The organism is Candidatus Lernaella stagnicola, from assembly GCA_030765525.1.
In the GTDB taxonomy this organism is placed as follows: domain Bacteria; phylum Lernaellota; class Lernaellaia; order Lernaellales; family Lernaellaceae; genus Lernaella; species Lernaella stagnicola.
In genome coordinates this window covers 67,274-90,822 of the sequence record JAVCCK010000016.1, presented here as the reverse complement: position 1 = coordinate 90,822, position 23,549 = coordinate 67,274, and the positions used below count along the sequence as shown (strand labels likewise).

The 23,549-nt window shown below is 62.8% G+C and carries 19 protein-coding genes; 13 read left to right on the top strand and 6 right to left on the bottom strand.

Features of this window, described 5'->3' with window-relative positions:
• Nucleotides 1-433 precede the first annotated feature (433 nt).
• The 5 genes from P9L99_08020 to P9L99_08000 all read right to left on the bottom strand — a co-directional run bounded on the left by P9L99_08020 (nt 434) and on the right by P9L99_08000 (nt 8,457).
• Nucleotides 434-1,417 carry a MoxR family ATPase gene (locus P9L99_08020; protein MDP8223289.1) on the bottom strand — a complete coding sequence of 328 codons (984 nt, stop codon included), beginning with the start codon at nt 1,415-1,417 and terminating at the stop codon, nt 434-436.
• Nucleotides 1,418-1,419: 2 nt separating this feature from the next.
• Nucleotides 1,420-4,011, bottom strand: a complete 2,592-nt coding sequence (locus P9L99_08015) for a VWA domain-containing protein (GenBank protein ID MDP8223288.1) — start codon at nt 4,009-4,011, stop codon at nt 1,420-1,422.
• On the bottom strand, nt 3,995-5,851 hold the full coding sequence (locus P9L99_08010) for a VWA domain-containing protein (protein MDP8223287.1): 1,857 nt from the start codon (nt 5,849-5,851) through the stop codon (nt 3,995-3,997). The genes P9L99_08015 and P9L99_08010 overlap by 17 nt, the downstream gene beginning before the upstream one ends.
• On the bottom strand, nt 5,848-6,726 hold the full coding sequence (locus P9L99_08005) for a DUF58 domain-containing protein (GenBank protein MDP8223286.1): 879 nt from the start codon (nt 6,724-6,726) through the stop codon (nt 5,848-5,850). The genes P9L99_08010 and P9L99_08005 overlap by 4 nt, the downstream gene beginning before the upstream one ends.
• 99 nt (nt 6,727-6,825) lie before the next feature.
• On the bottom strand, nt 6,826-8,457 hold the full coding sequence (locus P9L99_08000) for a hypothetical protein (GenBank protein ID MDP8223285.1): 1,632 nt from the start codon (nt 8,455-8,457) through the stop codon (nt 6,826-6,828).
• Between the two features lie 273 nt (nt 8,458-8,730).
• On the opposite strand from P9L99_08000, the gene P9L99_07995 reads away from it, so the two are divergent.
• The 13 genes from P9L99_07995 (at nt 8,731) to P9L99_07935 (ending at nt 23,164) form a co-directional block, all read left to right on the top strand.
• Nucleotides 8,731-10,647: a S9 family peptidase gene (locus P9L99_07995; GenBank protein ID MDP8223284.1), complete on the top strand. Its 1,917-nt coding sequence runs from the start codon at nt 8,731-8,733 to the stop codon at nt 10,645-10,647.
• Nucleotides 10,644-11,936, top strand: coding sequence for a hypothetical protein (locus tag P9L99_07990; GenBank protein MDP8223283.1), 1,293 nt, complete (start codon nt 10,644-10,646; stop codon nt 11,934-11,936). The genes P9L99_07995 and P9L99_07990 overlap by 4 nt, the downstream gene beginning before the upstream one ends.
• A gap of 52 nt (nt 11,937-11,988) precedes the next feature.
• Complete coding sequence (locus tag P9L99_07985) at nt 11,989-13,035, top strand: histone deacetylase (GenBank protein ID MDP8223282.1); 1,047 nt, start codon at nt 11,989-11,991, stop codon at nt 13,033-13,035.
• A 2-nt stretch (nt 13,036-13,037) separates the two neighbouring features.
• Nucleotides 13,038-13,439, top strand: coding sequence for an archease (locus P9L99_07980; GenBank protein ID MDP8223281.1), 402 nt, complete (start codon nt 13,038-13,040; stop codon nt 13,437-13,439).
• A 7-nt stretch (nt 13,440-13,446) separates the two neighbouring features.
• Nucleotides 13,447-14,349 carry an ATP-binding cassette domain-containing protein gene (locus tag P9L99_07975; protein ID MDP8223280.1) on the top strand — a complete coding sequence of 301 codons (903 nt, stop codon included), beginning with the start codon at nt 13,447-13,449 and terminating at the stop codon, nt 14,347-14,349.
• 142 nt (nt 14,350-14,491) lie between these two features.
• Nucleotides 14,492-15,703 (top strand): hypothetical protein, encoded by a 1,212-nt coding sequence (locus P9L99_07970; protein ID MDP8223279.1) that lies wholly within the window; start codon nt 14,492-14,494, stop codon nt 15,701-15,703.
• A 10-nt stretch (nt 15,704-15,713) separates the two neighbouring features.
• Nucleotides 15,714-16,880, top strand: coding sequence for a hypothetical protein (locus P9L99_07965; GenBank protein MDP8223278.1), 1,167 nt, complete (start codon nt 15,714-15,716; stop codon nt 16,878-16,880).
• A gap of 18 nt (nt 16,881-16,898) precedes the next feature.
• Nucleotides 16,899-17,360: a Zn-ribbon domain-containing OB-fold protein gene (locus P9L99_07960; GenBank protein MDP8223277.1), complete on the top strand. Its 462-nt coding sequence runs from the start codon at nt 16,899-16,901 to the stop codon at nt 17,358-17,360.
• Nucleotides 17,361-17,373: 13 nt separating this feature from the next.
• Nucleotides 17,374-18,996 (top strand): acyl-CoA dehydrogenase family protein, encoded by a 1,623-nt coding sequence (locus tag P9L99_07955; protein ID MDP8223276.1) that lies wholly within the window; start codon nt 17,374-17,376, stop codon nt 18,994-18,996.
• Between the two features lie 10 nt (nt 18,997-19,006).
• Nucleotides 19,007-19,858: an SDR family NAD(P)-dependent oxidoreductase gene (locus P9L99_07950; protein MDP8223275.1), complete on the top strand. Its 852-nt coding sequence runs from the start codon at nt 19,007-19,009 to the stop codon at nt 19,856-19,858.
• Between the two features lie 356 nt (nt 19,859-20,214).
• The gene (locus P9L99_07945; GenBank protein ID MDP8223274.1) at nt 20,215-20,625 is read left to right on the top strand and encodes a hypothetical protein; all 411 of its coding nucleotides are present in this window, start codon (nt 20,215-20,217) and stop codon (nt 20,623-20,625) included.
• Between the two features lie 74 nt (nt 20,626-20,699).
• Entirely contained in the window at nt 20,700-22,148 is a 1,449-nt protein-coding gene (locus tag P9L99_07940; GenBank protein MDP8223273.1) for a radical SAM protein, read from the top strand.
• A 101-nt stretch (nt 22,149-22,249) separates the two neighbouring features.
• Entirely contained in the window at nt 22,250-23,164 is a 915-nt protein-coding gene (locus tag P9L99_07935; protein MDP8223272.1) for a 2-dehydropantoate 2-reductase, read from the top strand.
• Here P9L99_07935 and P9L99_07930 read toward each other — a convergent pair whose 3' ends face one another.
• Nucleotides 23,165-23,503: a zinc ribbon domain-containing protein gene (locus tag P9L99_07930; protein ID MDP8223271.1), complete on the bottom strand. Its 339-nt coding sequence runs from the start codon at nt 23,501-23,503 to the stop codon at nt 23,165-23,167. It lies immediately after the preceding gene.
• Nucleotides 23,504-23,549: the final 46 nt, after the last annotated feature.

The window sequence follows — 23,549 nt, the reverse complement described above, 5'->3', positions numbered from 1 at the left end:
TGAAAGGACTCGCTGTCGAAAAATCAGGTGGGAAATCTACGTCGCGCCGCATCCAACAAAACCCATTCTACCCCCCCCCTATATAAAATCAAGGGCGGGTCTATCACCTATTTTAATTATTCGTATATGCGGGGCGCTTTGCGCCTCTGGTCGGGTGAACGCAAGGTTGAGCCGCACAGCCTCCCCGCCGATGGCGGTGAGCCTATGGCGCCCCGGCTCCTACGGTTTTGTGTGTGACTCGTAAAGACGGCGAAGACGCCGGTCGCCGTGACAACATCGTCGCCCGATGCACGCGGGTTTAGCGCCGGGCCTTGCCCGGGCTCGCAAAGCGACCAACGGGAGCGGTCGCGGTGACGGCAACGTCGTCGGATGCACCCGGTCCCAGCACCGGGTCTTACCCGGTCCAGGCACTGCCTGGCACTGCCTGGCGGTTTTACTTTAGGACCGTCGCAGCGACCTCATTGAGGAGGTGGTCGGTGTTCATGCCTTCGGCCTCGCCCTCGAAGGAAAGCAGCAGCCGGTGCCGCAGGCAGATGTGCAGCACGTCGCGCACGTCGTCGATGCTCACCGAGTAGCGGCCGTCGATCAGCGCCGACACCTTCGCCGTGGTCAGCAGCGCCTGGCCGCCGCGGGGGCTGGCGCCGTAGCGCACGTACTTTTTGACTTTATCGCCCGACAGCTCGCTTTCCGGGTGCGTGGCGAGCACCAGGTGGGTCACCGCTTCGCGCACGTGGTCGGGCACGGGGATCTGCGCGGCGAGTTGCTGTGCCGCGATAATCTGCTTGCCGTCCATAACCCGCGACGCCGCGGGGGTTTCGATGCCGGTCGTCTGATCGAGGATGGCCATCAAGTCTTTCTGGGACGGGTATTCGATTTGGATCTTGGTCAGGAAGCGGTCGATTTGCGCCTCGGGCAGCGGATAGGTGCCTTCCATTTCGATCGGGTTCTGGGTGGCCAGCACGAAAAACGGCAGCTCCAGATCAAAGGTCGTGCCCGCGATCGACACCGACCGTTCCTGCATCGCCTGCAGCAGCGCCGACTGCGTTTTGGGCGTGGCGCGGTTGATTTCGTCGGCCAACACGATCTGCGCGAAAATCGGTCCGTGTTGGAACTGGAAGCGCTTGCGGCCGTCGGCGTCTTCCAAAATCATGTTGGTGCCCAGGATGTCGGTCGGCATCAAATCCGGCGTGAACTGGATGCGGCCGGTCGACAAATCGAACACCTGGCCGAGCGTCGATACCAGCAGCGTCTTGCCCAACCCCGGCACGCCTTCGATAAGAGCGTGGCCGTTGGCGAAAACTGTCTTGAGCAGGTCGAGCACGACCGTTTCCTGGCCGACGATCACCTTGCCGACTTCGGCGCGCACTTGCTTAAAGGTATCGGCGAATTCGGCTACACGGGCTTTATAATCGGTCATCGTTATCCTCCCAGGATGCCGCGGCGAATCAGCAGTGTCAGCAACAAGCTGCCTAACGCAACGTACAGCATCACGTTCCAAAGCGGTTTGCGGTGCGGGTATTCGACTTCCGGCACAGCGAAAATTTCTTCGATTGAAGGGTTAAGTTTGCCGCCGCCGGTGGCGGTGGCGCGGGTTAATAGCGCGCGGTTGGGCCGGGTGGCCACGAATTCGGGCGGGGGCGTCAAATTCACTTGACCCACGCCCTGGCTGCGAATCAAGCCGCCGCCTTCGGGCACCACGCGCAAACTATAGGTTCCGAACTGCGGCACCTGGAAGCGCCCGTCGTACCCGCCGGGCCGGGATTGCGACAGCACCACTTCGCCCTCGAAATCATCGGGTCCGGAAACCTTGAGCGTCAATTTCAGGTCGTTGACGAAGTTCCCGTACTGATCGGTGGCGTCGACGTTCACGTTGGTGAAATCGTCGGCGCTACGCGCTTCGATGCGGTAATTACGCAACGCCAGGTCGGCCATCGTGCCGCGCACGATATGCGCCATGATCGGCGCGTATTGCCCCCACTTGCGCCACCCGGCGGCCCACTTCGCGCCGCTGTCGGTGCCCAGCACGGTGACGCGGCCCAACCCGAAACGCCAGCGCGTCAGCAGCGGCTCGCCGCGTTCGGCGGTCAGGAAAACCTCGCTGGTCGGCTTGGGATCGGACGTGTTGTAACCGGCGAGATGAGGGATATTGGTCAGCGGCAGGCCTTCGAGCATGTCGCCCTTTTTCAGCAGTTCGGGTTTGATCTTCTTTTCGATCGCGCCGGTTTTGCTGATCTTCTTCGTCTCTTCCAGGAAGATGCGCGGGATCTGCGTGAAGTCTTCGGTGTAGTAATACCGCCCGCCGCCGACCTCCGCGATCTTGCGCAGGTGCGGCTGGTCCGATTCCTTCCCGAGCGCCACGGTCGAGATGGTGATCCGCTTGCCGCCCATCCATTCCACGAGGTGGCCCCACTGGTCGAAGGTGGTCAGCGAAATACCGTCGGAGAGCAAAATGATGTGCTTGACCTTAGCCTTGTCGTCCTTGAGCTTCTTGTACGCCTCGCCGATCGCCGGATAAATCGAGGTGCCGCCATCCACGCCGAAGGAGCGCAATTTATCCTGCAGCTTTTGCTTGCTCTCGGCGTCGCCCACCTTTTGCATGTGGACCGCCCACCGCGGAAAGTCGTCGAAGAGCACGACGCCGACCCGGCTACGTTCGGCCAGGGCGTCGATGGTTTCGTTAGCGGCTCGGACCGCCATGGCGAATTTGCGCTCGCGGGCCATGGACGCGGACTTGTCGATCACCAGCACGAGCGTCACGGGGTTCGGCTCGGTCTTTTTCTTCTCTTTGAAGCGGACCGGCATCATTTTTTCGATCGGCTCCTCGGTCTTCTTCTTGCCCAACTCGCCGGTCTTATCCCCACCCAACACGACCACGCCGCCGCCGCCATCGCGGGCGTATTGCATCAACGCCGCTTGCTGCGCGTCGGACATGGCTTTGTAATCCAAGTCGGAAAGCACCACGACGTCGAAGGGATACAGCGCGCCGGCGCTACGCGGCAGGGTCGATTGCCGGCCGGGCCGCACGGTGATGCGCGCCGCGTCGAGGGCTTCCACGAGCGGCAGGTCCTGGTCCAGATCGCCGGAAAAGAGCGCCACGCTGGGTTGCGAGGCCACGCGCATCGAGGCCGACAACTTGTTGTTGTCATCGTGCATGTCGCCTTCGGCGTTGACGGTCGCGATGAACGACGCGGACTGCTTGCCGCGCACCCGGGTTTCGGTTTCGAACACGTTCCGGCCCGGTTTCACCTCGACTGTCTCATTGAAGATCGAGCGGCCGGCGAAACTCAGTTGCAGCCGCGCCGGGGTTTCGAAATTGGACACGATCACCACGCTCACTTTGACCAATTCGCCCGGCCGGGCCGCAGCCGGCACATTGATCGCCTCAATGAACAGGTCGCGGTCGTCGCGCGTGCCGAGCATGAGGGCGTGCAATTCCACGCCGTGCCCCGCGGCACTGGCTGCTTGGCCGACCAGGTCGCCCTCGGTTTGGTTGCCGTCGGTCAGCAGCACGAGGCGGCGCGTGTGGTTCTCGGGAAACAGTTCGATGGCCTGGCCGACCGCGGCGGCGATGTCGGTGCCGTGCGAATCGTCGGGCCGGTCGATCGTCGGGGCGGTATCGGCGGCGGTCAGCAGACGGGTGTCCTTGGAGAAAACCACGGTGCGCAGCCATGTGTCGCCGCGTTGGGCGTAGGCCTGGGACACCCACTGCCGCGCGCGTTCCAGTTCGGCGTCGGGCACCGAAGCCGAGCCGTCGACCAAAAGCGCGACCGCCAGATGCTTTTCCTGTTTGGTGTGAATCACTTCACCGTATGCCAGGCCCAGTGCGAGTAAACTCACACCCGTGCCCACCACCACGAGAATGCGGGTGATCGGACGCAGCATCAGCCGGCTGCGGCGCGAAATCCACACCAATCCCGCAATGGCCGCGCCCACCCCAAGGGTGAGCAACACGACCAAGTAGGTCGGAGCGCCGAAGGACAGCCCTCTTATGTATTCAAGCCAATCGCCCATAGAAAAACAGCACCGTGTCCAAGGCGGCGAGTAACAGCGCCGCCAACACCAGCCACGGCCACCATATCTCGGCCGTGACGGCTTTGGTTTGACGTTTCACTTCCGGCATCGCAACGACCTCGCCGACGGTCAGGTCGGATTCGGCCGGTTCGGTCAAGCTGACGGCAAACACCCGTAGGGCGCCCGCGTCGGCGTATTGATAGAAACCCGGTGTGGCGGGGCGGTACACAGCCTGACCGGCGCGCACCGGGGCCACTTCTTTTTTGTCCAGCGGCGTCTTCACCACCACTTGCTCGCGTCCGGCGGTCACCGCCAATTCGACGCGCTCGCCGATCTGATAGCTGGTGCGGATCTCTCCTTCCGGCCGCCGCGAGAAGACATGCACGACGTTGTGCATGAAAATCGGAAACGCCGACTGCAAGGGGAAATCGGTCGCGGCCAAATCAAAGCCCACGCCCAGCAAGAAGCGCCCTTCGCTTTCGCGCAGCAGCATCAGGGCGTTGTCGTAATGGCCCATCAGCACGACATCTTTCGCCTGCGGCTGAAACACCTGCGTTTCCTCGATCGTCAGTTTGTCCATCGTGACGTGGCGCAAAACCGGGTGCCCATCGGCCCAACTGGTCATCGCCGGGTCTTCTTTCTTCCCCGCGCTGGCGAAGGGGCCACCCGCCGGGCCGAAATACACGGCGCTGCACGCCGGGAGCTGCTTGGGCGCGAAGCGGTCGAAGACCACCACGTCCGCGCCCACGGACATCGCGTGCGTGTACTCGCCGGGGGACAAGGAGTTGAGGCTGATCTCCGGATTCAACGCCAGAGCGTTGTAGAGGAAGACGTTTTTGTTGCTCACCAGCACGACGCGGGCCTTGCGCACCGGCGGCACAAAGGCAAAGGCGGCGTCGTCGGAGCGCAGCGCGTCGACCGCACCGCCCGCAAAGGCGATTTCCCGCAGCAGCGCCGTCAGCTTGCCGGAGGCCTCGAAGGGCAGCCCGAACACTTTCAAGAAGGTCTCGCTCGGCGCCAGCGACAGCGTCTGCACGCCAAGTGTTTGCTTCTCGGTGAAAATGGCCAGGTTGGCCGTGGCGTTCGCCTCGCCGTAGTTGGTCACTTCGACCATCAGATCGTAGGACGCGGAAAGGTTCATCGTGCGGCGCACCGAAAACGAGGTGATCGCCACGTTCGCCGCCGGCGTGCCGGTCGTGACCACGCGCGTATCCACGCCGTCGATTTGCGGCACGTTCAAGTCTTCGGGCCGGTCGGTGACAATCCATAAATGCTTGGTGTCGTTTTCGCCGATCTCGGCGTAGTCGAAGGCCGACAGCACATACGAAACCGCCTCGTTGAACTGCGGCCGCACGCCGTCGGCTTCCAAAGCCGCCAGGGCTTTCTTGATTTCCTTCTGGCTACCGGTAAAGGGCGTGAGCGCCTCGACAGTGGAACCGGCGCGCACGATCATCACGCGATCGGTCTCGTCCAGCGCTTCCAGCGACTCCCACGCACGGCGGCCGGCTTGGCGCAGGCGGGAAGCGTCGTCCTGCCGCGCGGCCATGCTTTCGGAAGAGTCGAATACGACGCCGACCCAGCGCCGGGTGATGTTTTCGGCCGGCGGCCGCGGGTCCACCAGCGCCAGGCAAATCAGGAGGATCAGCAGCAACTGCACGATGAGGCTGACGATCTCCTGCCACAGCGAGCGGCGCGCTCCGATAACCTTTTCCCAGATCAACGTCGAGCTGACCGCTCGTCCCCGGCGCGTCAGGCGCAGCAGGAAAATGACGATGATTGCCGCCGCCAACGCGCCGTAGAGCGCGGCAAAGGTTCCCCAACTGATGCCGTGCGCCGTCATTTGATGAAATGCCCCTGGCGAAAGACGTTGAGGATCATGTCCTCGAAGGGCAACGAGGTGCGCGCATACAGATAGTGGCAATGCAGCACGTGGCACACCGTGCGCAGTCGTTCGAGGTAGGATTCGTATTCCGCATGATATTTTTTCAGCGTGCGGTTGCTAATGGTCACCTGCAGCCGCTTGCCGGTTTCGCTGTCGGCCATGGTGACGTTGCCGCGCCATTTGGGCTCGGCCTCGTAATCGTGATGCAGGCAGACGGCCGACAAATCGAAGCCCGCCGAATAGGCGGTTTTCAAGGCGCGCTCGTAACCCTCTTCATCCCAAAAATCAGAGATGACCACCAGCAGCCCCTTGGTCTTGGTCTTGGCGACAAAAGCGCTGACCGCCTTGGCGATGTCGGTGCGCGGTGCGGGCGGCAGGTTTTCGAGGTACTCGAACATTTTCATCACGCGGCCCTTGCCGCGAATGGGTTCGAGCGGGGCCAGCAGTTCGCCGCCGAAGGGCTGAATGGCCACGGTGTCCAGGTTCGACAACGATACGTACCCGAGCGCGGCGGCGACTTTTTTCGCGTATTCGAACTTGGATGGATGCCCGTAATCCATGGAGAGGCTGGCGTCGAGCAGGAAGTAGACGTTGAGGTTTTCCTCTTCGTGGAACAGCTTGGTCACCAGCGTGCCGACGCGGGCGTACAGATTCCAATCCAGGTAGCGGGGATCGTCGCCCGGGGTGTAGTCGCGGTAGTCGGCGAACTCCATACCCCAGCCGATTTTCTTGGACCTTGTTTGTGCGCGCTGCTTGCCGGCAAAAAGCTTCTTCGACAGCACGTAGAGGTACTCCAGCTTCTTCAGGAATTCCTCGTCAAACAGTTTGCCCAAAAGCGAACTCCCCCCTGGACTTCGTTAAATGCGCCAACCCATATTTCGAACCGTGACAATCGACATACCGCCAATGGCGGATACCAGATACCGGCCCGGTTATTCTTTCTGCGAGCCGATAGAAGCCAGATATCGCTGCACGTACGCTTTCACCGAGGCCGGAATGGTCGGGTCGTTGAGCCGCTCCAACGCGTCTTTCCGATAATCGGCCAACAGCTCGTTGTACGTCGCGCGATTGTTTTCCTCGACATCTTCCAGGATCTGCATCGTGGTTTTGCCTTCGCCCAGCTTGCCCTTCAACACTTCCTTGCGGCCCGGCCCGTTCGCGTCTTCGTGTTTCACCTTGATCGCACCGCGGAACGTGCCGCCGCCGCGTCCGGCTTTCGACTTGCCTTCGGTGGGACTGATCTGCCGGCCGATATCGCCGTCGAGCTTGACGCCTTGCTGCATCTCGTCGGTCATTTTCACCATGCGCAACTCGGCGTCCTCGGGCAACTGCTGACCCTGGTCCGCGACCAGAATACGCTTCTTTTTGCCGCCCGGTTGTTGGCCACGGCGAGCCGCGCGCTTGGCGTTGACGTCTCGCTTGGCGTCAATCATGCGCGAGAGGTGCGCGGCGTATTGCTCCAAGAATTCGTTGAAACTCTCCTGCTGTGCGCCCTGGGTGGCGTTACGAAACGCGCCCATCGGATCGGCGTCGGGTCCGTTGGCGCCGAAGCCGGACATCAAGCCCGTCATCTTGCCCTGCTGCCGCCCCTTCGCACCTTCTTCCTTGAGCTTGTTGATGTATTCCTCAACCTCCTGGATGCGCGGGTCGCCATCGAGAGAAGACTGGTCCAATTCGTTGAAGGCCTGCTGCATCGACACGTCGATCTGCCCGTCGATATCGCCGAGGGCGCGCGCGTCGGAAAGATGCAGGTTGCCGGTTTCCCGCACGGCGGGCAGCCCGTCGATGGCGAGAATCTGCGGCGCCCGCTTGCGGCCGGCTCGGGCCAAATCCTCGCGGTAGATCGTTTCGGGCAATTGCGGTTCTTCACTCGGCCTCTGCTGGGCCAACTTGCGGGCTCGCTCGCGCAGTTCGGTCAGCCGTTGCCGCCAGTTGCCCAGTGCGCCGCGAAAACCCGATATCGCCGGCAGCATCATCGGCGTTTCCGGCAGATCGCGGAAACCATCCTCGGCCAATTCGGCGGGCACCGGCGGTTTGATCGACCCCAGGAAATCAGGCTCCTCTTTGTCGAACAGCCCGGCCAATTGAAACGCGGCCAGCGCATAGATGAGCGGCAGAAGCAGCGCGAGAGTCGCCAGCCGCTTCCAGTTGCTTGCGTGCCAGGCAGGTACGAGCGCGGGCGCGCTGGTGGCCGCGGCGTTTTCCTCGGCGTCGGCAATGGCCAGGTCCATCAGCGGCGAGCGCTGCGGACGCGCGGCGAATTCGAGCGCGTTGGTGAAGCGATCCTTGAGCCCGGCGCGGCGATCCAGCAGGCGGGCCAGGCGCGATAGCGATACGCCAAACGCGGCGTAGACGACCGCGGCCACGAGAACCGCGGCGGCGATTACGCCTATCGAGACAACCAATGCGCTACGTGAGATGACGGCCAGAGAATACAGGAACGTCGCCGCGACCGCGGCCAAGCCGCCGGCGGGCAAGCAGTAGGACATAGCACGCCCGAGGCGAAAGACTAATTCCCTGGTCCGGGCCTTGGCCACGAGGTGAAGGGTTTGTCGCAGACTCATCTAGTACATTCATCCAATCGTTCGACCCAGCCAGGGACGACCTGTAACGGCGTAGTTTTCCGCAAATTTTCATTTCTTGCAACCGGGAAAGTGTTTTCTCGGTCGGCGCTTCCAGCGCGGCGATTTTCCACCTTTGAAGATAAGGTTGCCATTGGGAAAAGGAAAGTGTGCGATTTCGTCACATCTTTCGACAGACGCCGGTTTCCGAACTATGTTGTATCGCCTTTCGGTTGGTGACAAAGTATGGAACGTCAAACAAACGGGGGAACAAGGATGAGAATCCGGCTGCTGCTGCCTGCAATGTTATTCTTTTGGCTGCTACCCGCGGTGTTCGCCGCGCCGGAACCCACGCCGCCGCCGGGACCTCCCTATCCCATCGAAGCCTATCTCGATATCAAGCAGGCCTACGACGCCGATTTCACCGCCGACGGCCAAACCGTCGTGTACCGCACCAATGTTTCGGGGACGAGCCAGGCGTGGAAGATCTCCGTCACCGGCGGCGCGCCTGTGCAATTGACCGACTACGAAGACGCCGTGGATTACGTCGTCGCGTCACCCACCGACTCCAACCTGCTGCTCTTTGCCAAAGCGGCCGGCGGCAACGAACGCCGCCAACTGTTTCTCATGGACGCCGACGGCCAAAACGTCCGCCGCTTGACCCACAACGACGAAGCCATCCACAATCTCGGCACCTGGTCGCGCGACGGCAAACTCATCGCGTACGCGTCCAACGACCGCAATTCCGCCTACTTCGATGTCTACGTGTTGGAACTGGCTACCGGGACCAGCCGCCTCGTCTGTGAAATGGAGGCGTACCTCGTCCCGGCGGCGTTCAGCCCCAGCGGCCGGCGTTTGGTCGTCTCAAAATGGGACTCCAATTACGACAACAACCTTTATCTCGTCGACTTGGAAGAGCCCGGCGAACCGGCCCTGCTGACTCCCCACACCGGGTGGGCGACCTATTCCGCGGTGCGGTGGCCGGTGGGGCGCGAATCGGCGGAAGGCTTTTTCCTCTTTTCTAATCTCGGCGGCGAATTCACCAAGCTAGGCTTTCTCAACGTCAAAAAGCGCACGCTTGTCTATCAAGACAAAGGCCCGTGGAACAACGGACATCTAACATTCTCGCGTAACGGCGTCGTGATGGCCTACACCACCAACATCAACGGTTTCTCCCACGTTGTGCTCAGCGACCTGATGCGGGAAAAAATGCTGCCGCCCCCGGTGCTGCCGCGCGGCGTGTTGTGGTCGTTTGCGCTTTCGACCAAGGGAGAATCTCTCGTCGTTACCTTCACTTCTGCAAACCATCCCGCCGACCTCTACCTTGTATACCCGGCCACGGGGCAAGTGCGGCGGTTAACCGAATCCAGCACCGCCGGTATTCCGGTCGAGAGTTTCATCGAACCGAAAACGGCGTCGGTCCCCACGCGGGACGGCAAGCGTTTTCCGGCTTTCGTATACCTTCCCAAGGACCAGCCGCCCGGCCGAAAAGCTCCTTGCGTGATGATGCTGCACGGCGGACCCGAAGGTCAGGCACGGCCCAGTTTCTCCTATATTACTCAATACTTCTTGAACCAGGGTTTCGCTGTTGTCGTGCCCAATGTGCGCGGCTCCTCGGGCTATGGCAAAACCTTCGCCCACCTGGACGACAAGGAAAAACGGCTCGACAGCGTGGCCGATATGGCCGACCTGGTTACGTTTCTGGAAAAGGAAATCCCGGAAATCGACAGCCGTCGCGTCGCGCTCTACGGCGGCTCCTACGGCGGGTACATGGTGCTGGCGGGTCTCACCGAATACCCCGACCTGTTTGCCGCCGGCGTGTGCGTGGTGGGCATCGCCAATTTCGAAACCTTCCTCGAAAAAACCGGGGCCTGGCGACGCAAGATCCGTGAGGCGGAGTACGGCAGTCTCGATAACCGCGAACTGCTGCGACGCATCAGCCCCATCCACAAGGTGGACCTGATTCGCGCGCCGCTCATGGTCATCCACGGGAAAAACGACCCGCGCGTGCCCTTCCACGAGGCGGAACAAATCGTCGCCGCGCTCCAAAAACGCGACATGCCGGTGGAACTGCTGGCCTACGACGACGAAGGACACGGCCTGCGAAAGCTCACCAACAAACGCGACGCCTACCCGAAGATGGCTGCGTTCCTTAAAAAGCATCTGCTGAAGAAGGAAGAACCGACGCCGTGAAATACGGTCTGCTGCTGCCGGCCCTAATTTTGCTGCCGGTCGCGCTGGCGGCCGGTGGATCGGCATGGGTCGTGGCGGCCGCGCTCGCTTTTTACCTGGCGGGCGTCGGCATACTCGCGTTGGACTGCCGGCATGATTGGCGCATCTCCGGTGCGGCGCTTTCCATCGGACCGGCCGCGCTGGCGGTGACAATGCTGCTGCTGGGTCCCGGCACGATCTTTCCGGGGCTGTTCGCCGCGTTGTTTTTCCTCGGCGGCGTCGCGGCGGGAACGGTTTGCGTGCTCGCCATGCGACAGCGGCCGCGTTGGTTCGTCGTGCCGCTTTTGTTGATCGTCGCACTGGGTTCGGGCGAACTCGCGCAGCCCTCGCCCTGGTGGGACGCCCGGCATGAGGGCTTGATCCCGTGGGCCCCCAGCCTGCGTTGGGACATCGACCGCATCACGAACTTTCTGGGCAACAAGACGAACCTCACCGCCGAGTTCATCGGCAACGAATCGGTGACGAAGGAGAAACCTTCCGGGCAAAAGCGCGTGTTTATCACCGGCTCGAGCGTGGTCATCGGCGCGGGGCTGCCCGGCGAGTCCGACGCGTTTCCCGCCGTCGCCGAAAAGACGCTGGCCGATGACGCGATTCGCTTCTACAACGCGGGCATTTACGGCGGCGACGTGGCCATCTGGGTCTACTACCGCGACATCCTCAGCCGCTTGGAGCACGATGTCGTGGTCTATTACACCGGCGCCATCGGCGACGCGGCCGGCGTCCCGGTCAAGGTGTGGCGCAAACTCGAGGCGCTGGTCGGCAACCTGCCCAGCGATGAGTCGCGCCGCCGCCTGGCCGTCGAGGCGTGTACGTCCAATCTTTGGTTGGCGCGTCTAAAGCTCGCCTGGTTCGCCACCTCCACTGGCCGCAATTGGCGGCGTCTTCGCTCCGAAGCGCTCTATGAGCCGCGCATCGAACCGGAACTCGCGGGCCTGAATGAAGCGATGACCGAACAGATGAGTTCGCTGCTCGATTCGTGGATCATCCGTACCCGCAACACGGGCGTGGAACTCGTGCTGGCCCCCGGCACCAAAGCCGATGGGAGCTTCACCGCCGTGCCTACCGCCATGCTTTTCCGCCGTGCCGCCGCGGACCACGGTCACGTTCACTTCTGGGATACGCGTCCGGTCCTCGCCGGGGGACGCTTTTTCGACGTGACACACCCCACCGTCGAGGGCCACGCCGCGCTGGGTCGAGCGCTCGCAAAGTTCCTTAAGCGCACCGTTTTGACGGACGTTTCCGGAATTTGACAGGGCGCGTCAAACCCACATAATAGGCTGGTATTACGCTCGGAGGCACGTCATGGGCAAGACCGGCTTTGTTCGCCATCCACTCTACCTCGAGCACATCATCGACGATTATCACCCCGAAAGCCCGGAACGCCTGCGGAGCATTTATGCCATGGTCGACCGGGATTTCGCCGACCGCCTGACCGCCGTCGAACCGCGGGACGCGACCTCGGAAGAACTCGGCTGGATTCACGATCAAGCGTATATCGATCTGGTCGCGAGCACCGAGGGCCGGTGCGTGCGGCTGGACCCCGACACCGGCACCAGCCCTAAAAGCTACCGCGCCGCGTTGCTGTCCACCGGCGGCCTGCTCGCCGCGGTGGATGCGATCTTCGACGGCCAAGTGGAGCACGTCTTCACCGCCACGCGCCCGCCGGGGCACCACGCCGAAGCCAACCGGTCATCCGGCTTTTGCCTGTTCAACAACGTGGCCGTGGCTACCGAATACGCCATCCGGCGACACGGCGCCAAGCGCGTGATGATTTACGATTGGGACCTGCATCACGGCAACGGCACCCAACATTCGTTTGAAGACACCGACCAAGTGCTGTACGTCTCCACGCACCAATACCCCTACTTCCCCGGTACCGGCAATTTCACGGAAATCGGTCGCGGCGCGGGGCGGCATTACACCGTCAACGTGCCGCTCTCACACGGGTTCGGTGACGGAGACTTTCTGCAAATCATGAAGCGCATTATCCAACCGCTGGCCCGCGAGTTCCAACCGGATTTCGTGGTCGTCAGCGCCGGGTACGACACCTACGAACACGATCCCCTCGGCGCTATGGCGCTGACCGTCGAAGGATACGGCGCGCTTGCCAAGCACATGCTCGACATCGCCCGCGAATGTTGCGACGGCCGCCTGCTTCTGGTTCTCGAAGGCGGTTACAACCTCGACGGCCTGACCCAAGGCGTCCGCCATACGCTCGACGCCCTCATCACCGGCGAAGCCAACGCCGCCGTGCTCAACGCCGAGCCCCTGCGGGAGGAAGCCGTCGACACCGTCATCCGGCGCGTCATAGCCGAGCACCGCACCCACTGGAAGACGTTGAGTGGTTGACCGTGCCGTGGCGTGAACTGCCGCATACCGCCGACCTGCTGCTGGAAATCACTGCCGCATCCTGGCCCGCCTTGATCACCGAGGCCATGCACGCGTTTCGCAAGCAACTGGGCGACGCCGACCGCCGGCGCCCCGCCGAGACGCGGGCCGTGGAATTGGTCGGTTTGGATCGCGAGGAGTTGCTGGTACGCTGGCTCAGCAGTCATCTCGTGTGGGCCGAACTCGACGGCGTACTTGCCATGGGCGTCGAGCTTTCGGTAGCCTCGGAGACGAAGCTGACGGCGATGGTGACGTTGCACCCGGCGGCGTCGCTGACCGGCGCGGTCAAGGCCGTGACCTATCACGATCTGCGTGTCGTGGAATCATCCGCAGGGTGGCGCGTGCGCATCCTGTTTGACCTGTGAGGGACCGATGAGCTTTCTCGAAGTCGACAACCTCACCAAACGTTTCGCGCCCGCCGGGGGCATGTTCGCGCGCGGCGGTGAGCCCGTCGCGGCGGTGGCTGGCGTGTCGCTGTCGCTGGATCGCGGCCGCAAACTGGGCGTCGTGGGCGAATCGGGTTCGGGAAAAACCACGCTGGGCCGCGTGGTCATGGGTCTGCTGCAGCCGGACGAAGGTGCGGTGCGCTTCGACGGCGCGGACGTACACCACGCCAACCCGGACCAACGCCGACGCCTGCGCCGCCACATGCAGATGATCTTTCAGGACAACGCGGGCGCTCTCGATCCGCGCTTGCGGGTGGGCGCCGCGATCGCTGAACCCCTGCGCGTACACCGCCTCGGCCGAACCGCCGCCGCGCGCCGCGATATCGTCGTGCAGTGGCTGGAAAAGGTCGGGCTCGATGCGAGTCTGCTGCGTCGCTTTCCGCACGAGCTGTCCGGTGGCCAGCGCCAACGCATCGGCATCGCCCGCGCCTTGGCCGTCGAACCGAAAATGCTGATCGCCGACGAACCGGTCGCCAGCCTCGATGTGTCGATTCAAACGCAAATCCTCGAACTCCTGGCCGACCTGGTGCGCGAAACCGGCGTCACCCTCTTTTTCATCTCCCACGACCTGCGCGTCGTGCGCGCCCTCACCGAGCGCGTGCTGGTGATGTACCGCGGCCACGCCGTCGAACTCGGCCCGACCGAATCGCTGATCCGCCGCCCGCTGCACCCCTACACGCAATCGCTGATCGCCGCGATTCCCGCCCTCCATCCGGCCGACCGCCACCTACTGGCCGGGCCTGCGGCGACCGAAAAAAACGACGCCTGGTTGCCGCCCGACGCCCCCTGGCGCGAGGCCGCTCCGGGCCACTACGTACGCGGCGTCTGAAGCCCCTCGCCCGATCGCCCCGCCGCACTTTAAAGCCATAGAAAACGGGGCCGAATCCTTGACAGCCGCGGGCGTCCCCGCTACGGTCTGAGCGTCTTTCGTGCAACACAAATGGGAAAATCCAAATAATTGGGAGGTCCGTATGACCGTCTGTCTGGTGGGCTTGGGGAAAAGCGACATCGCGCCCGAGTTACCGCACCTCACCTACCGCGACGTATTGTTCGCGGCCGTCACCGATGCGCTGGCCGATGCCGCGCTCGACCACACGGAAATTCAAGCGGCGTTGACCGCTTCGGAAGACTTGGTCGAAGGGCGCAGCATCGCCGACGAATTCACCACCGATGCCTTGGCCGCCAAACTAAAACCCAACGACCGCATTTGCGGCGACAGCCTCCTGGCCGTCCTGCATGCAGCCATGCAAATCGAGGCCGGCGTGTTCGATGTCGTGCTTGTCGGCGGCTATGAGAAATCCGCCGAGGCCCAACTGGACAGGCTCGATGCCATGGCGATGGATCCCTTCTACGACCAGCCCGTGTGCAACGTCGCCGAAGCGCTGGCCGGCATGGAATGGATGCGCTTCCGGCACGAAACCGGCCTGGACCGGCGCATCGCTGCCCTTATCGCCGCGAAAAATCACGCCGCCGGCGCGCCCTACGGCGAGCCGGTGTCAGTGGATCAAATCCTGGCCGGCGCGCCCATCGTTGAGGGAATTACCCGCTTTGAAAAAGCCGTCCCCGCCGACGGTGCGGTGGCGATTATTCTGGCGAGCGAAGAGAAAGCGAAGGAAATCGCGGCGCGCCATAAGACAGCGCGGCCGCTGCTTACCTTGAAGAGCTTCTCGTTCGCCGCTGAAACTTCGTGGAACGGCTCGCGGCGTTACGGCGCCTTCCCGCACCTGAAGAGCGTGGCGACGCGCGTCTATCGTGACGCGGGCATCACCGACCCCACCGGCACACTTGCTTTTGCCGAACTCGATGACCGCTACGCGCATCGCGAAGCGATGGCGGCCCTCGAATTCGGGTTAAGCGACGCGGCGCGCCTGGCCGACGACGTGGCAGGCGGACGCTTCGCCGCCGACGGCGAACTGGCGATCAACCCCTCTGGAGGGCGCTTGGGCTCCGGTGACTTGTTTACCGGCGCGGGCACGCGGGCGTTGGCCGAAACGGGCTGGCTGCTGCGGGCCGGATTCGGCGAAGAATTCGCACACGATTTCTCGGCCGGCCAAACGACCTGGCTGGCAACCCACGAAGATCGACGCGGCCGGGCGGCGCAAGCCCTCATTTCCACCTTGTTCGGACCGGCGGCAACAACCGGCGCGGCTGCAGTTGTAGCAGTCGACGATCTTTCGGCATAAGGAGGTCGGCATGACACGCAAAGTAGCTATTGTCGGCGTGGGTCAGACGACCTTCCGCTCCCGCAAACCAGAAACCAGCGAAGAAATCGCCTTCGAGGCCGCCTACCACGCGTTACAGGACGCCGGCATGACCATCGACGACGTGGACGGCGTCGTGTACGGCAGCGCCGTGGACGGATTCGACGGCATTCACATGAAGGGCGAGGCGATGATCTGCGGCGTCGGCGCCAAGGGCAAAGCCTTCTCCCGGCATTCCACCGGCGGCGCCACCGGCGTCACCGCTCCGATCGCCGCGTGGTGGCAGATCGCCTCGGGCTACAGCGACGCGGTGCTGTGCATCTGCGCCGAAAAGATGAGCCCCCCGCGGCCGCACCCGCAGCAGATCTTCCGGACGATCTTCGATGAATTTTACGAACGTCCCCTCGACATCAATCTGCTCAACGGCATCGCCTGCCAGATGAAGCGCTACATGCACGTGCACGGGATCACCCCCGAGCAAATCGCCATGGTGGCCGTGAAAAACCGACGCAACGCAATGGGTAATCCCTACGCGCAACTGCCGGGCGATTTCACCACCGAGATGGTGCTGGGCAGCCCGATGCTCGTCGACCCGATCCATCTGATGATGATGAGCCCCGCCTCCGACGGCGGCGCGGCGGCCATCTTCACCACCGAAGAGAAGGCGCGGGAACTCTCCGAGCGCCCCGTCGTCACGGTGCGCGGCGTGGGTTGGTGCATGGATTCCCCGCACTACGCCTATAAAGACACGGCCTATTCGCCCCAAACGGTGAAGTCCGGAAAAATGGCCTACGAAATGGCCGGCATCAAAAACCCGCGGGAAGAACTCGACCTGGCCGAAGTGTACGACCCGGTGGCCTACAAGGAGCTACAACACTCCGAGGCCCTGGGTTTGTGCGAGATCGGCGAAGGCGGGCGGGCTATCGAGCGCGGCGATTTTAACCGCGACGGCGTGATACCCGTCAACGCCTCGGGCGGCCTGTTGGGCGTGGGCAATCCCATCGCCGGGGCCGGCATGCAAAAAGTTATCTCGATCACTCAACAACTGCGCGGCGACGAAATCGGCTACCGGGTGCCGGGCGAACTCAAATTGGGTTTGGCCCACGCTTGGGGCGGGTTGCTGCAATTTTCCAGTGTGATGATTCTCGGCGCTGACTGACGCCGACGGGAGGATACCATGACCGAACAAAAGCAAGAACTGATTTTCCGTATCGGCCGCTTCGACCAGGAATACAAATGGAGCGCCGGCGAGGTCGGCAGCAAATTTTTCATCGCCCTGCGCGACGAAGGAAAAATCCTCGGCTCCAAAACCAAATCGGGCCGCGTACTCGTGCCGCCCCGCTCGTTTGACGAAGACCGCTTCGAACCCACCGAGGGCCTGGTGGAAGTCGGACCCGAGGGCGAGATTGTCACCTTCAGCGTGTCCTACCTTAACCCCGACGCGTCGCCGCGCGACGAACCGTGGGCGGTGGGGATCATCAAGCTCGACGGCGCCGACACCGGCATGATGCACACGATCCAGGGCGTGGCCAATCCGGCCAAGGACCTCCAGATCGGCATGCGCGTGAAAGCCATTTTCAAAGCGCCGGAAGACCGCCGCGGCGAAATTCTCGACATTTCGCACTTCGAACCGGTCTAAAAGGAACGCGATCATGGACGAGATACTGCGCATCACCGAGGATCACCGCGCGTTGGCGGCGGAGGCGTATCGCTTCGGCAAGGAGGTCCTCGGACCTTTAGCCGACAAGCACGAGGCGGAGAAGGTCATCAAGCCCGACGCATGGCAAAAGCTGGCCGAGTTCGGCGCGTTGGGCTTGAGTTTCCCCACCGAATACGGCGGCTCGGGCGTGGACCCGCTGGGCTGTACCTTGGTGGGCGAATCCTTCGGCCGCGCCGGCGCCGACGGCGGACTGATGCTGTCATGGGGCGCGCATTCCTTCTTGTTCGGCGCGACACTGGCCGAGTTTTGTTCGCCGGAACAAATGCAACGCTACCTGCCCAAGCTGGCCACCGGCGAGATCATCGGCGCCTTCGCGTTGACCGAACCCGGTGCCGGATCCGACGCCGGAGGATTGCGCGCGACCTACCGTCCGGTCGAGGGCGGCTACGTTCTCAACGGACAAAAAACGTATATCACCAACGCGCCCGAAGGCGGTCTTTACCTGATCTTCGCCACCAAAGACCCGAGCCTCAAGCAGATGGGTATCAGCGCCTTCCTGGTGGAACGCGATACCGACGGGCTGTCGATCGGACCGCCGATGGACAAGCTCTGCGTGCGGGCGTCGGGCACAGCGGAAGTCTTCCTCGAAGATTGTTTCGTGCCCGCCGAGAATTTGGTCAGCGCCGAGGGCATGGGCTTCTTCGTCGGCCTCACGGCCTTGGAGTGGGACCGCAGCCAGTTGCTTTCGCCGCTGGTCGGACTGATGGAACGGTCACTCGATCAGGCCATTGAATACGCCTTGCAACGCGAACAATTCGGGCGACCAATCGCCGAATTCCACGCCGTACAGTCGATGGTCGCCAGGCTGTCCTCGTACATTACCGGCTCGCGGTGGATGGTGCGGCGCATCGCAGCGCTCAAGGGGCAAGGCGGCATGCATGCCCTGGAGGCGGCCGCGGCGAAATGCTTCTGCGGCGGGCGCGCCACGGCGATGGCCTCGCTGGCGGTGCAGGCCTTCGGCGGCGCGGGGCTGATGGACGAAGTGAAAGTCGAGCGCGCCTTCCGTGATTCCAAACTGGCGTCGATCGGCGGCGGCACCACCGAAGTGCAGCACCTCATCATGAGCAAGCTTTTGCGCGATGATCGCGGCGCGCTCAAACCGCGGGAGATCGTGCTTCCCGACGCCGCGCCGGCGCTACTGGCTACGGTCCTCGAAGGCGCGAACAAAGGCCGGGCGTGGTTGCTCGACACGCTCGCTGCGGCCGATGAAATCGATGCCGGCGGGCGGCCGCTGGCCAAAACCGCACCTTTCGGCAAGCAACTATCCGAAGCTTACGTGTCGCTCGACGCGGTCTGCCTGATGATCGAAGCGGCGTTGGTCAACGAGGAAACCGACCTCGAACGCCTCGCCCTGGAAACGGCGATCGAACTGCGGCATGGTTGGTGGTTGCTGCACGAAATGGCGGTCGAATCCCTCGCGGGATTGCCCGACGCCGAGCATGACGCGGGCCTGACAAAGCGGTCGGAAGAAACGCGGAGTTGGTTGGCGCGTTTTCCCGCCGCGGCCCAACTGGAAGATCAATTGGCCGAGCACCTGTTTGTCGGGTATCGGTAGGGAGTTCGTGATGAGCGCACTGCAAAACCAAGTCGTTTTAATCACCGGTTGCTCCTCGGGCATCGGGCGCGCCTTGGCCGAGGAGTTTCGCCGTCAAGGCCACCGGGTGATCGCCACCGCGCGACGGCCCGAGTCGATCGACGAATTGCGCGAAGCCGGTTTCGAAACCACGCGCGTGGACGTAACCGACGAAACGTCGATCCGCGCCGCGGTGGACTTCGCGGTGGAAACGGCGGGGCGGGTGGACATCGTTGTCAATAACGCCGGTTACGGCCTGATTGCGCCGACGATTGAAATCTCCTCCGAAGACGTGCGTCACCAGTTGGAAACCAACGTCGTCGGGCCGCTGGCGTTGGCCCGCGCGGTCGCGCCGCAGATGGTCGAACGAGGCAGCGGGCGGATCGTCAACATGGGCAGCGTTTCGGGCATTCTCGTTTCGCCCTTCGCCGGGGCGTACTGTGCCTCGAAAGCGGCGCTGCATGTGTTTTCCGACGCCTTGCGCATGGAGTTGGCACCTTTTGGGATCGACGTGATCCTCGTTCAGCCGGGCGCGATTCGTTCCGGATTCGGCAGCGCCGCTGAAGGCTTCGCCAAGCGTTACGGGGGCGAAGGCTCTTGGTACGCACCGATCAAGGACGGGTTGATCAAGCGCGCGCAATCGTCGCAAAAGGACGCCATGGATACCGGCGAATTCGCGCGGGAAGTCGTGGCGGCGGTCACGGCGGAAAAAGCGCCGCCGGTGCTCCGGTTGGGCAGCGGGGCGGCGAAATTCGTCGCGATGCAGAAATGGCTGCCCACCTCGGTGCTCGACAAAGTGCTGGCGAAGATGTTCAGCCTAAACGACTTGAAACGGCCGTCCTGATCGCTGCGGTCCGCGGCCGCTTGCTTGACATGGTGGTCGGGAGGTTGTTATCTTCCTTTTGTCACCAGTTATATGTGGGATAGATTGTTCGGGGTTTTCAATTCGTGAAATGTAAAGCGACCACCAAGGCGGGGAACCCGTGCCAGGCGAATGCCGTGGCCGGAAGCGATTATTGCATCAGTCATAAGCGCCTGTTCGAGGCTGCCGAAGCCTCGGCGAACCCGAAGGCTGATGCGCCGCAGCCTGATCCGCCGGTCGCCGCAAATCCGCCGGAAACACCGAAATCCAAAGAACCTGATTACGTTCAAAGCCAAGCTCAAAAAGACAGTCAACCCAGAGTTAAGGAGGGAACGGCAGTGGATGAAAAGAAAAACGTAGGCTTTATTCCAGGGCTCGCCTTGATCCTTGCGGCTCTCGCGCTCGTGCTGATTAGTATCAACGCGGTCAAACCGACGCCGACGGTCGAAGAACTCGAAAAATCGATCGACACGCGCTTTGCGGCCGTCAATGATTCATTGCTGCAAATCGTGAAAAGCAGCGATGTCGTCAACCGCAAAGTCAACGAGGCGCTTTTCTTGCGCGACTTGGACTCGCTGCGGGAAACGCTGAACGATCTCAAAGCAACCGCCGACCCGACTTTCGCGGCCGAACTCGAAGCGGTTGCCGCGTCGCTCAATGCCTTGAAAGACAAAGTCGGATCGAAAAACGGCGACAAGCCGGCCCCGGCTAAGAAAGAGGAAAAACCGAAGGACGTTCAACCCCTGTAGCGTATCGTTCAAGACATTTTGACGGGTCGACATGTTAAGTGTCGGCCCGTTTAATTTCTACGCGCGTGAAAGTCGTGAATCGAAAGATCCTACTGTTGCAGCCCCCCGGTTTCGGGCTGGAAAAAGGCAAAGGCAAACCTTCGTTGCCCTTGGCCCTGGTGTACGTCGCGGCGCTCGTACCCGACGACATCAAGGTGGAAATCGTCGACCTGCGCCTGACCCGCCTCACCGGCGACCTGCTGCAACGCTGGCGCGATCCCGAAATCCTGGCCGTCGGTTTGACCGCCATCACCGGCCTCCAGGCTAAAACCGCCTCCGAAACCGCTGCCGTCCTGCGTAAGGCGGAAATCGGACCGATCGTGTGGGGCGGCAAACACGCCACCCTCTTCGGCGAAACCCTCGTCCGCGACGGCCTGGCCGATTACGCCATTATCGGTGACGGCGAAGACGCTTTCGCGCAACTGGCCGCCGCATTACGCGACGCTGATTCCGTCCAAAACGTGCCCGGCGTGTGGCATCGCGACGCAAGTGGCGTAAGCCGCACCGGCGAACCCGCGCCCTTCGAACTCGAACGCATCGAGCGGCTGCCCTTCACGCTGCTGAGACACGACTACCTCTATCGCAAACAAAACAAGTGGGTCGGCGTGCTCGAAACCAGCCGCGGCTGCCCCGGCCGATGCACCTACTGCTACCTCTCCACGCGAACGAAACCCTTCTGGCGCGGCGCCCCCGCCGACTGGGTTATGCGGGCCATCGACGATCTCACCCGCACCTTCCCGCGGGCCGGGCACATCGATTTCGTGGACGACAACTTTTTCGCCGACCGCGAACGCGCCCTGCAAATCGCCCGCCTGATGCCGCGCCGTCATCCCGGATTGACGTGGACCAGCAACGGCGGCCGGCTGCGCGATCTGGCGGCGATGGAAAACAGCGAACTGGCCCAGTTGGCGGCCGGCGGACTGGACCGCGTGGACATCGGCGTCGAAACGGGTTCGCCGCGCATCGCCGAAATGCTCCACAAAAGCGAAGAGCCGGGGCTCGTGCACGCGCAGGTCAAACGCCTGCTGGCCGCCGGTATACGCCCGTGGATCAATTTGATGATCGGCTTTCCGGACGAAGACGAAGCCGATCGCGGGCAAACCTTGGACCTGGCCCTCGACCTGACCAAAGCCGGGGCGCTGGTCTCGCCGATCTACGCCTACACGCCCTACCCGGGCACCACGTTGGCGCAAGATTTGGCGGCGCGCGGATATGCGATCCCCACGGCGGCCGACCTCGCCGACGCCTCCTGGAACTACAGCCGCGCCCCCTGGGTGAGCCCGGAACTCGCCGCGCAACTGGGCGTGATCTACACCGCGAGCCTGTTTATCGACGACAAACTCACGACCTACCGCCCCGGCCCGCTGGCGTCCTTGCTGCTCAAAGTGTTGCGACCGCTTTCGCGCCGGAGACTGCGGCGGCGACGCTTCGGGCGACCGTGGGAGCGTCGTTTGCTGCGCTTTTTCTTCGGCGAGCACGTCTGACCGGGCCCCGACGCCCACCGGCACCGCGCCCCAAAAACGCCGCCCGCAACTTGACGCGCCGCCCGCCCCCGCCTAAAACGAAAAAGCCTACAGGGGGATAAATGAAAACGGTCATCGTTGGGGCGGGCGCCTTGGGTAGCCTGTTCGCCTACTTACTGCATCGCGCCGGCGCCGAGGTGTCGCTTGTCGAGAAAAATTCGGCCATCGTCAAAGCGGTGCAATCGGCGGGTCTGCATGTAGAAGGCATCAGCGGGGTGGAGATCGTCCCGGTACCCATCGCCGCCGTATCCAACGGCAAATCACACCCGGAACTGGTCCTCTCGTTGGTCAAAAGCCACGACGCCCCCGCCGCAGCCGAAGCCATCCGCCCGATTCTCGGACCGCGCACCGTCGTCGTCTCGCTGCAAAACGGCATCGGCAACGAAACCACGCTGGCCGACGCCTTGGGTTGCGAGCGTATCGTGGCCGGTACGACGAGTATCGGCGCCGCGTTGCTGGCCCCCGGTCATGTGCTGCACACCAGTTGGGGCGACACTACGCTTGCCGCCAAAGACCCTAACCGCCGCGATCGCGCCGAAATGGTCGCGTCGTTCTTCAGCCGCCACGGCATCAAGACCTCGGTGGCCGACAATCTGGATTCTCTGCTGTGGGGCCGGGTGCTGATCAAGATCGGCGTCGGCGCTATCACCGCGCTCACCCGCATCCGGAACGGCAAGGTGCTGGAAATCGAGTCCGCGTGGGAGTTGTCCAAATCGGCGGTCCGCGAGGCCGAGGCGATTGTCCGGCAGGCGGGCATCGATCTGCCCTACTACAACCCGGTGAGCCAGGTTGAAAAGCTTCTTTCGCGCACGGCCGACAACTTATCCTCGATGCAGCAGGACATCTACAAGGGGCGGCGTTCGGAGGTCGAGGCGATCAACGGCGCCGTTGTGCGGTTGGCCGAAACCCTGGGCATGCAGGCGCCGGTTAACCTGGCGTTGTTGCGCTTGGTGGAAACCTTGGAGGCCGCCAAGTAGTCAGATCACCTCGATCTTCTCGGGTTCCGGCGGCTTCTTTTCTTCCTGGCTCTGGTCCGCATCGCAATACGGACACTTGCCGTCCGGCGGCCCTTGGGGTGTCGGACTCGCCTGCTGCGGCACGAATTGCACGTTACCCATCGACTTGAGTTCGTTGAGCATCTCGGTCTGCGTGCGCTCGACGCTCACGCCGAAACCGCTCGGGATTTTCACCAGACGCTTGCTCCGGCAATGCTTGCAGCGCTTGCGGCGGCGAAACAGGCGCGGGCGCTCGAACATCTTTTCCATGAAACTGCTGACCTGCCCGCAGTCTTCGCAACGATACTCGTAGATCGGCATCGCGTACCTCCGCTTGCTACTGTGCGCACGGCGGCACCGTCCGTCA

Coding starts and splice junctions, on each gene's coding strand:
- P9L99_08020 (MDP8223289.1), bottom strand. CDS start 1,417: ATGACCGATTATAAAGCCCGTGTAGCCGAATTCGCCGATACCTTTAAG.
- P9L99_08015 (MDP8223288.1), bottom strand. CDS start 4,011: ATGGGCGATTGGCTTGAATACATAAGAGGGCTGTCCTTCGGCGCTCCG.
- P9L99_08010 (MDP8223287.1), bottom strand. CDS start 5,851: ATGACGGCGCACGGCATCAGTTGGGGAACCTTTGCCGCGCTCTACGGC.
- P9L99_08000 (MDP8223285.1), bottom strand. CDS start 8,457: ATGAGTCTGCGACAAACCCTTCACCTCGTGGCCAAGGCCCGGACCAGG.
- P9L99_07995 (MDP8223284.1), top strand. CDS start 8,731: ATGAGAATCCGGCTGCTGCTGCCTGCAATGTTATTCTTTTGGCTGCTA.
- P9L99_07985 (MDP8223282.1), top strand. CDS start 11,989: ATGGGCAAGACCGGCTTTGTTCGCCATCCACTCTACCTCGAGCACATC.
- P9L99_07975 (MDP8223280.1), top strand. CDS start 13,447: ATGAGCTTTCTCGAAGTCGACAACCTCACCAAACGTTTCGCGCCCGCC.
- P9L99_07970 (MDP8223279.1), top strand. CDS start 14,492: ATGACCGTCTGTCTGGTGGGCTTGGGGAAAAGCGACATCGCGCCCGAG.
- P9L99_07965 (MDP8223278.1), top strand. CDS start 15,714: ATGACACGCAAAGTAGCTATTGTCGGCGTGGGTCAGACGACCTTCCGC.
- P9L99_07960 (MDP8223277.1), top strand. CDS start 16,899: ATGACCGAACAAAAGCAAGAACTGATTTTCCGTATCGGCCGCTTCGAC.
- P9L99_07955 (MDP8223276.1), top strand. CDS start 17,374: ATGGACGAGATACTGCGCATCACCGAGGATCACCGCGCGTTGGCGGCG.
- P9L99_07950 (MDP8223275.1), top strand. CDS start 19,007: ATGAGCGCACTGCAAAACCAAGTCGTTTTAATCACCGGTTGCTCCTCG.
- P9L99_07935 (MDP8223272.1), top strand. CDS start 22,250: ATGAAAACGGTCATCGTTGGGGCGGGCGCCTTGGGTAGCCTGTTCGCC.
- P9L99_07930 (MDP8223271.1), bottom strand. CDS start 23,503: ATGCCGATCTACGAGTATCGTTGCGAAGACTGCGGGCAGGTCAGCAGT.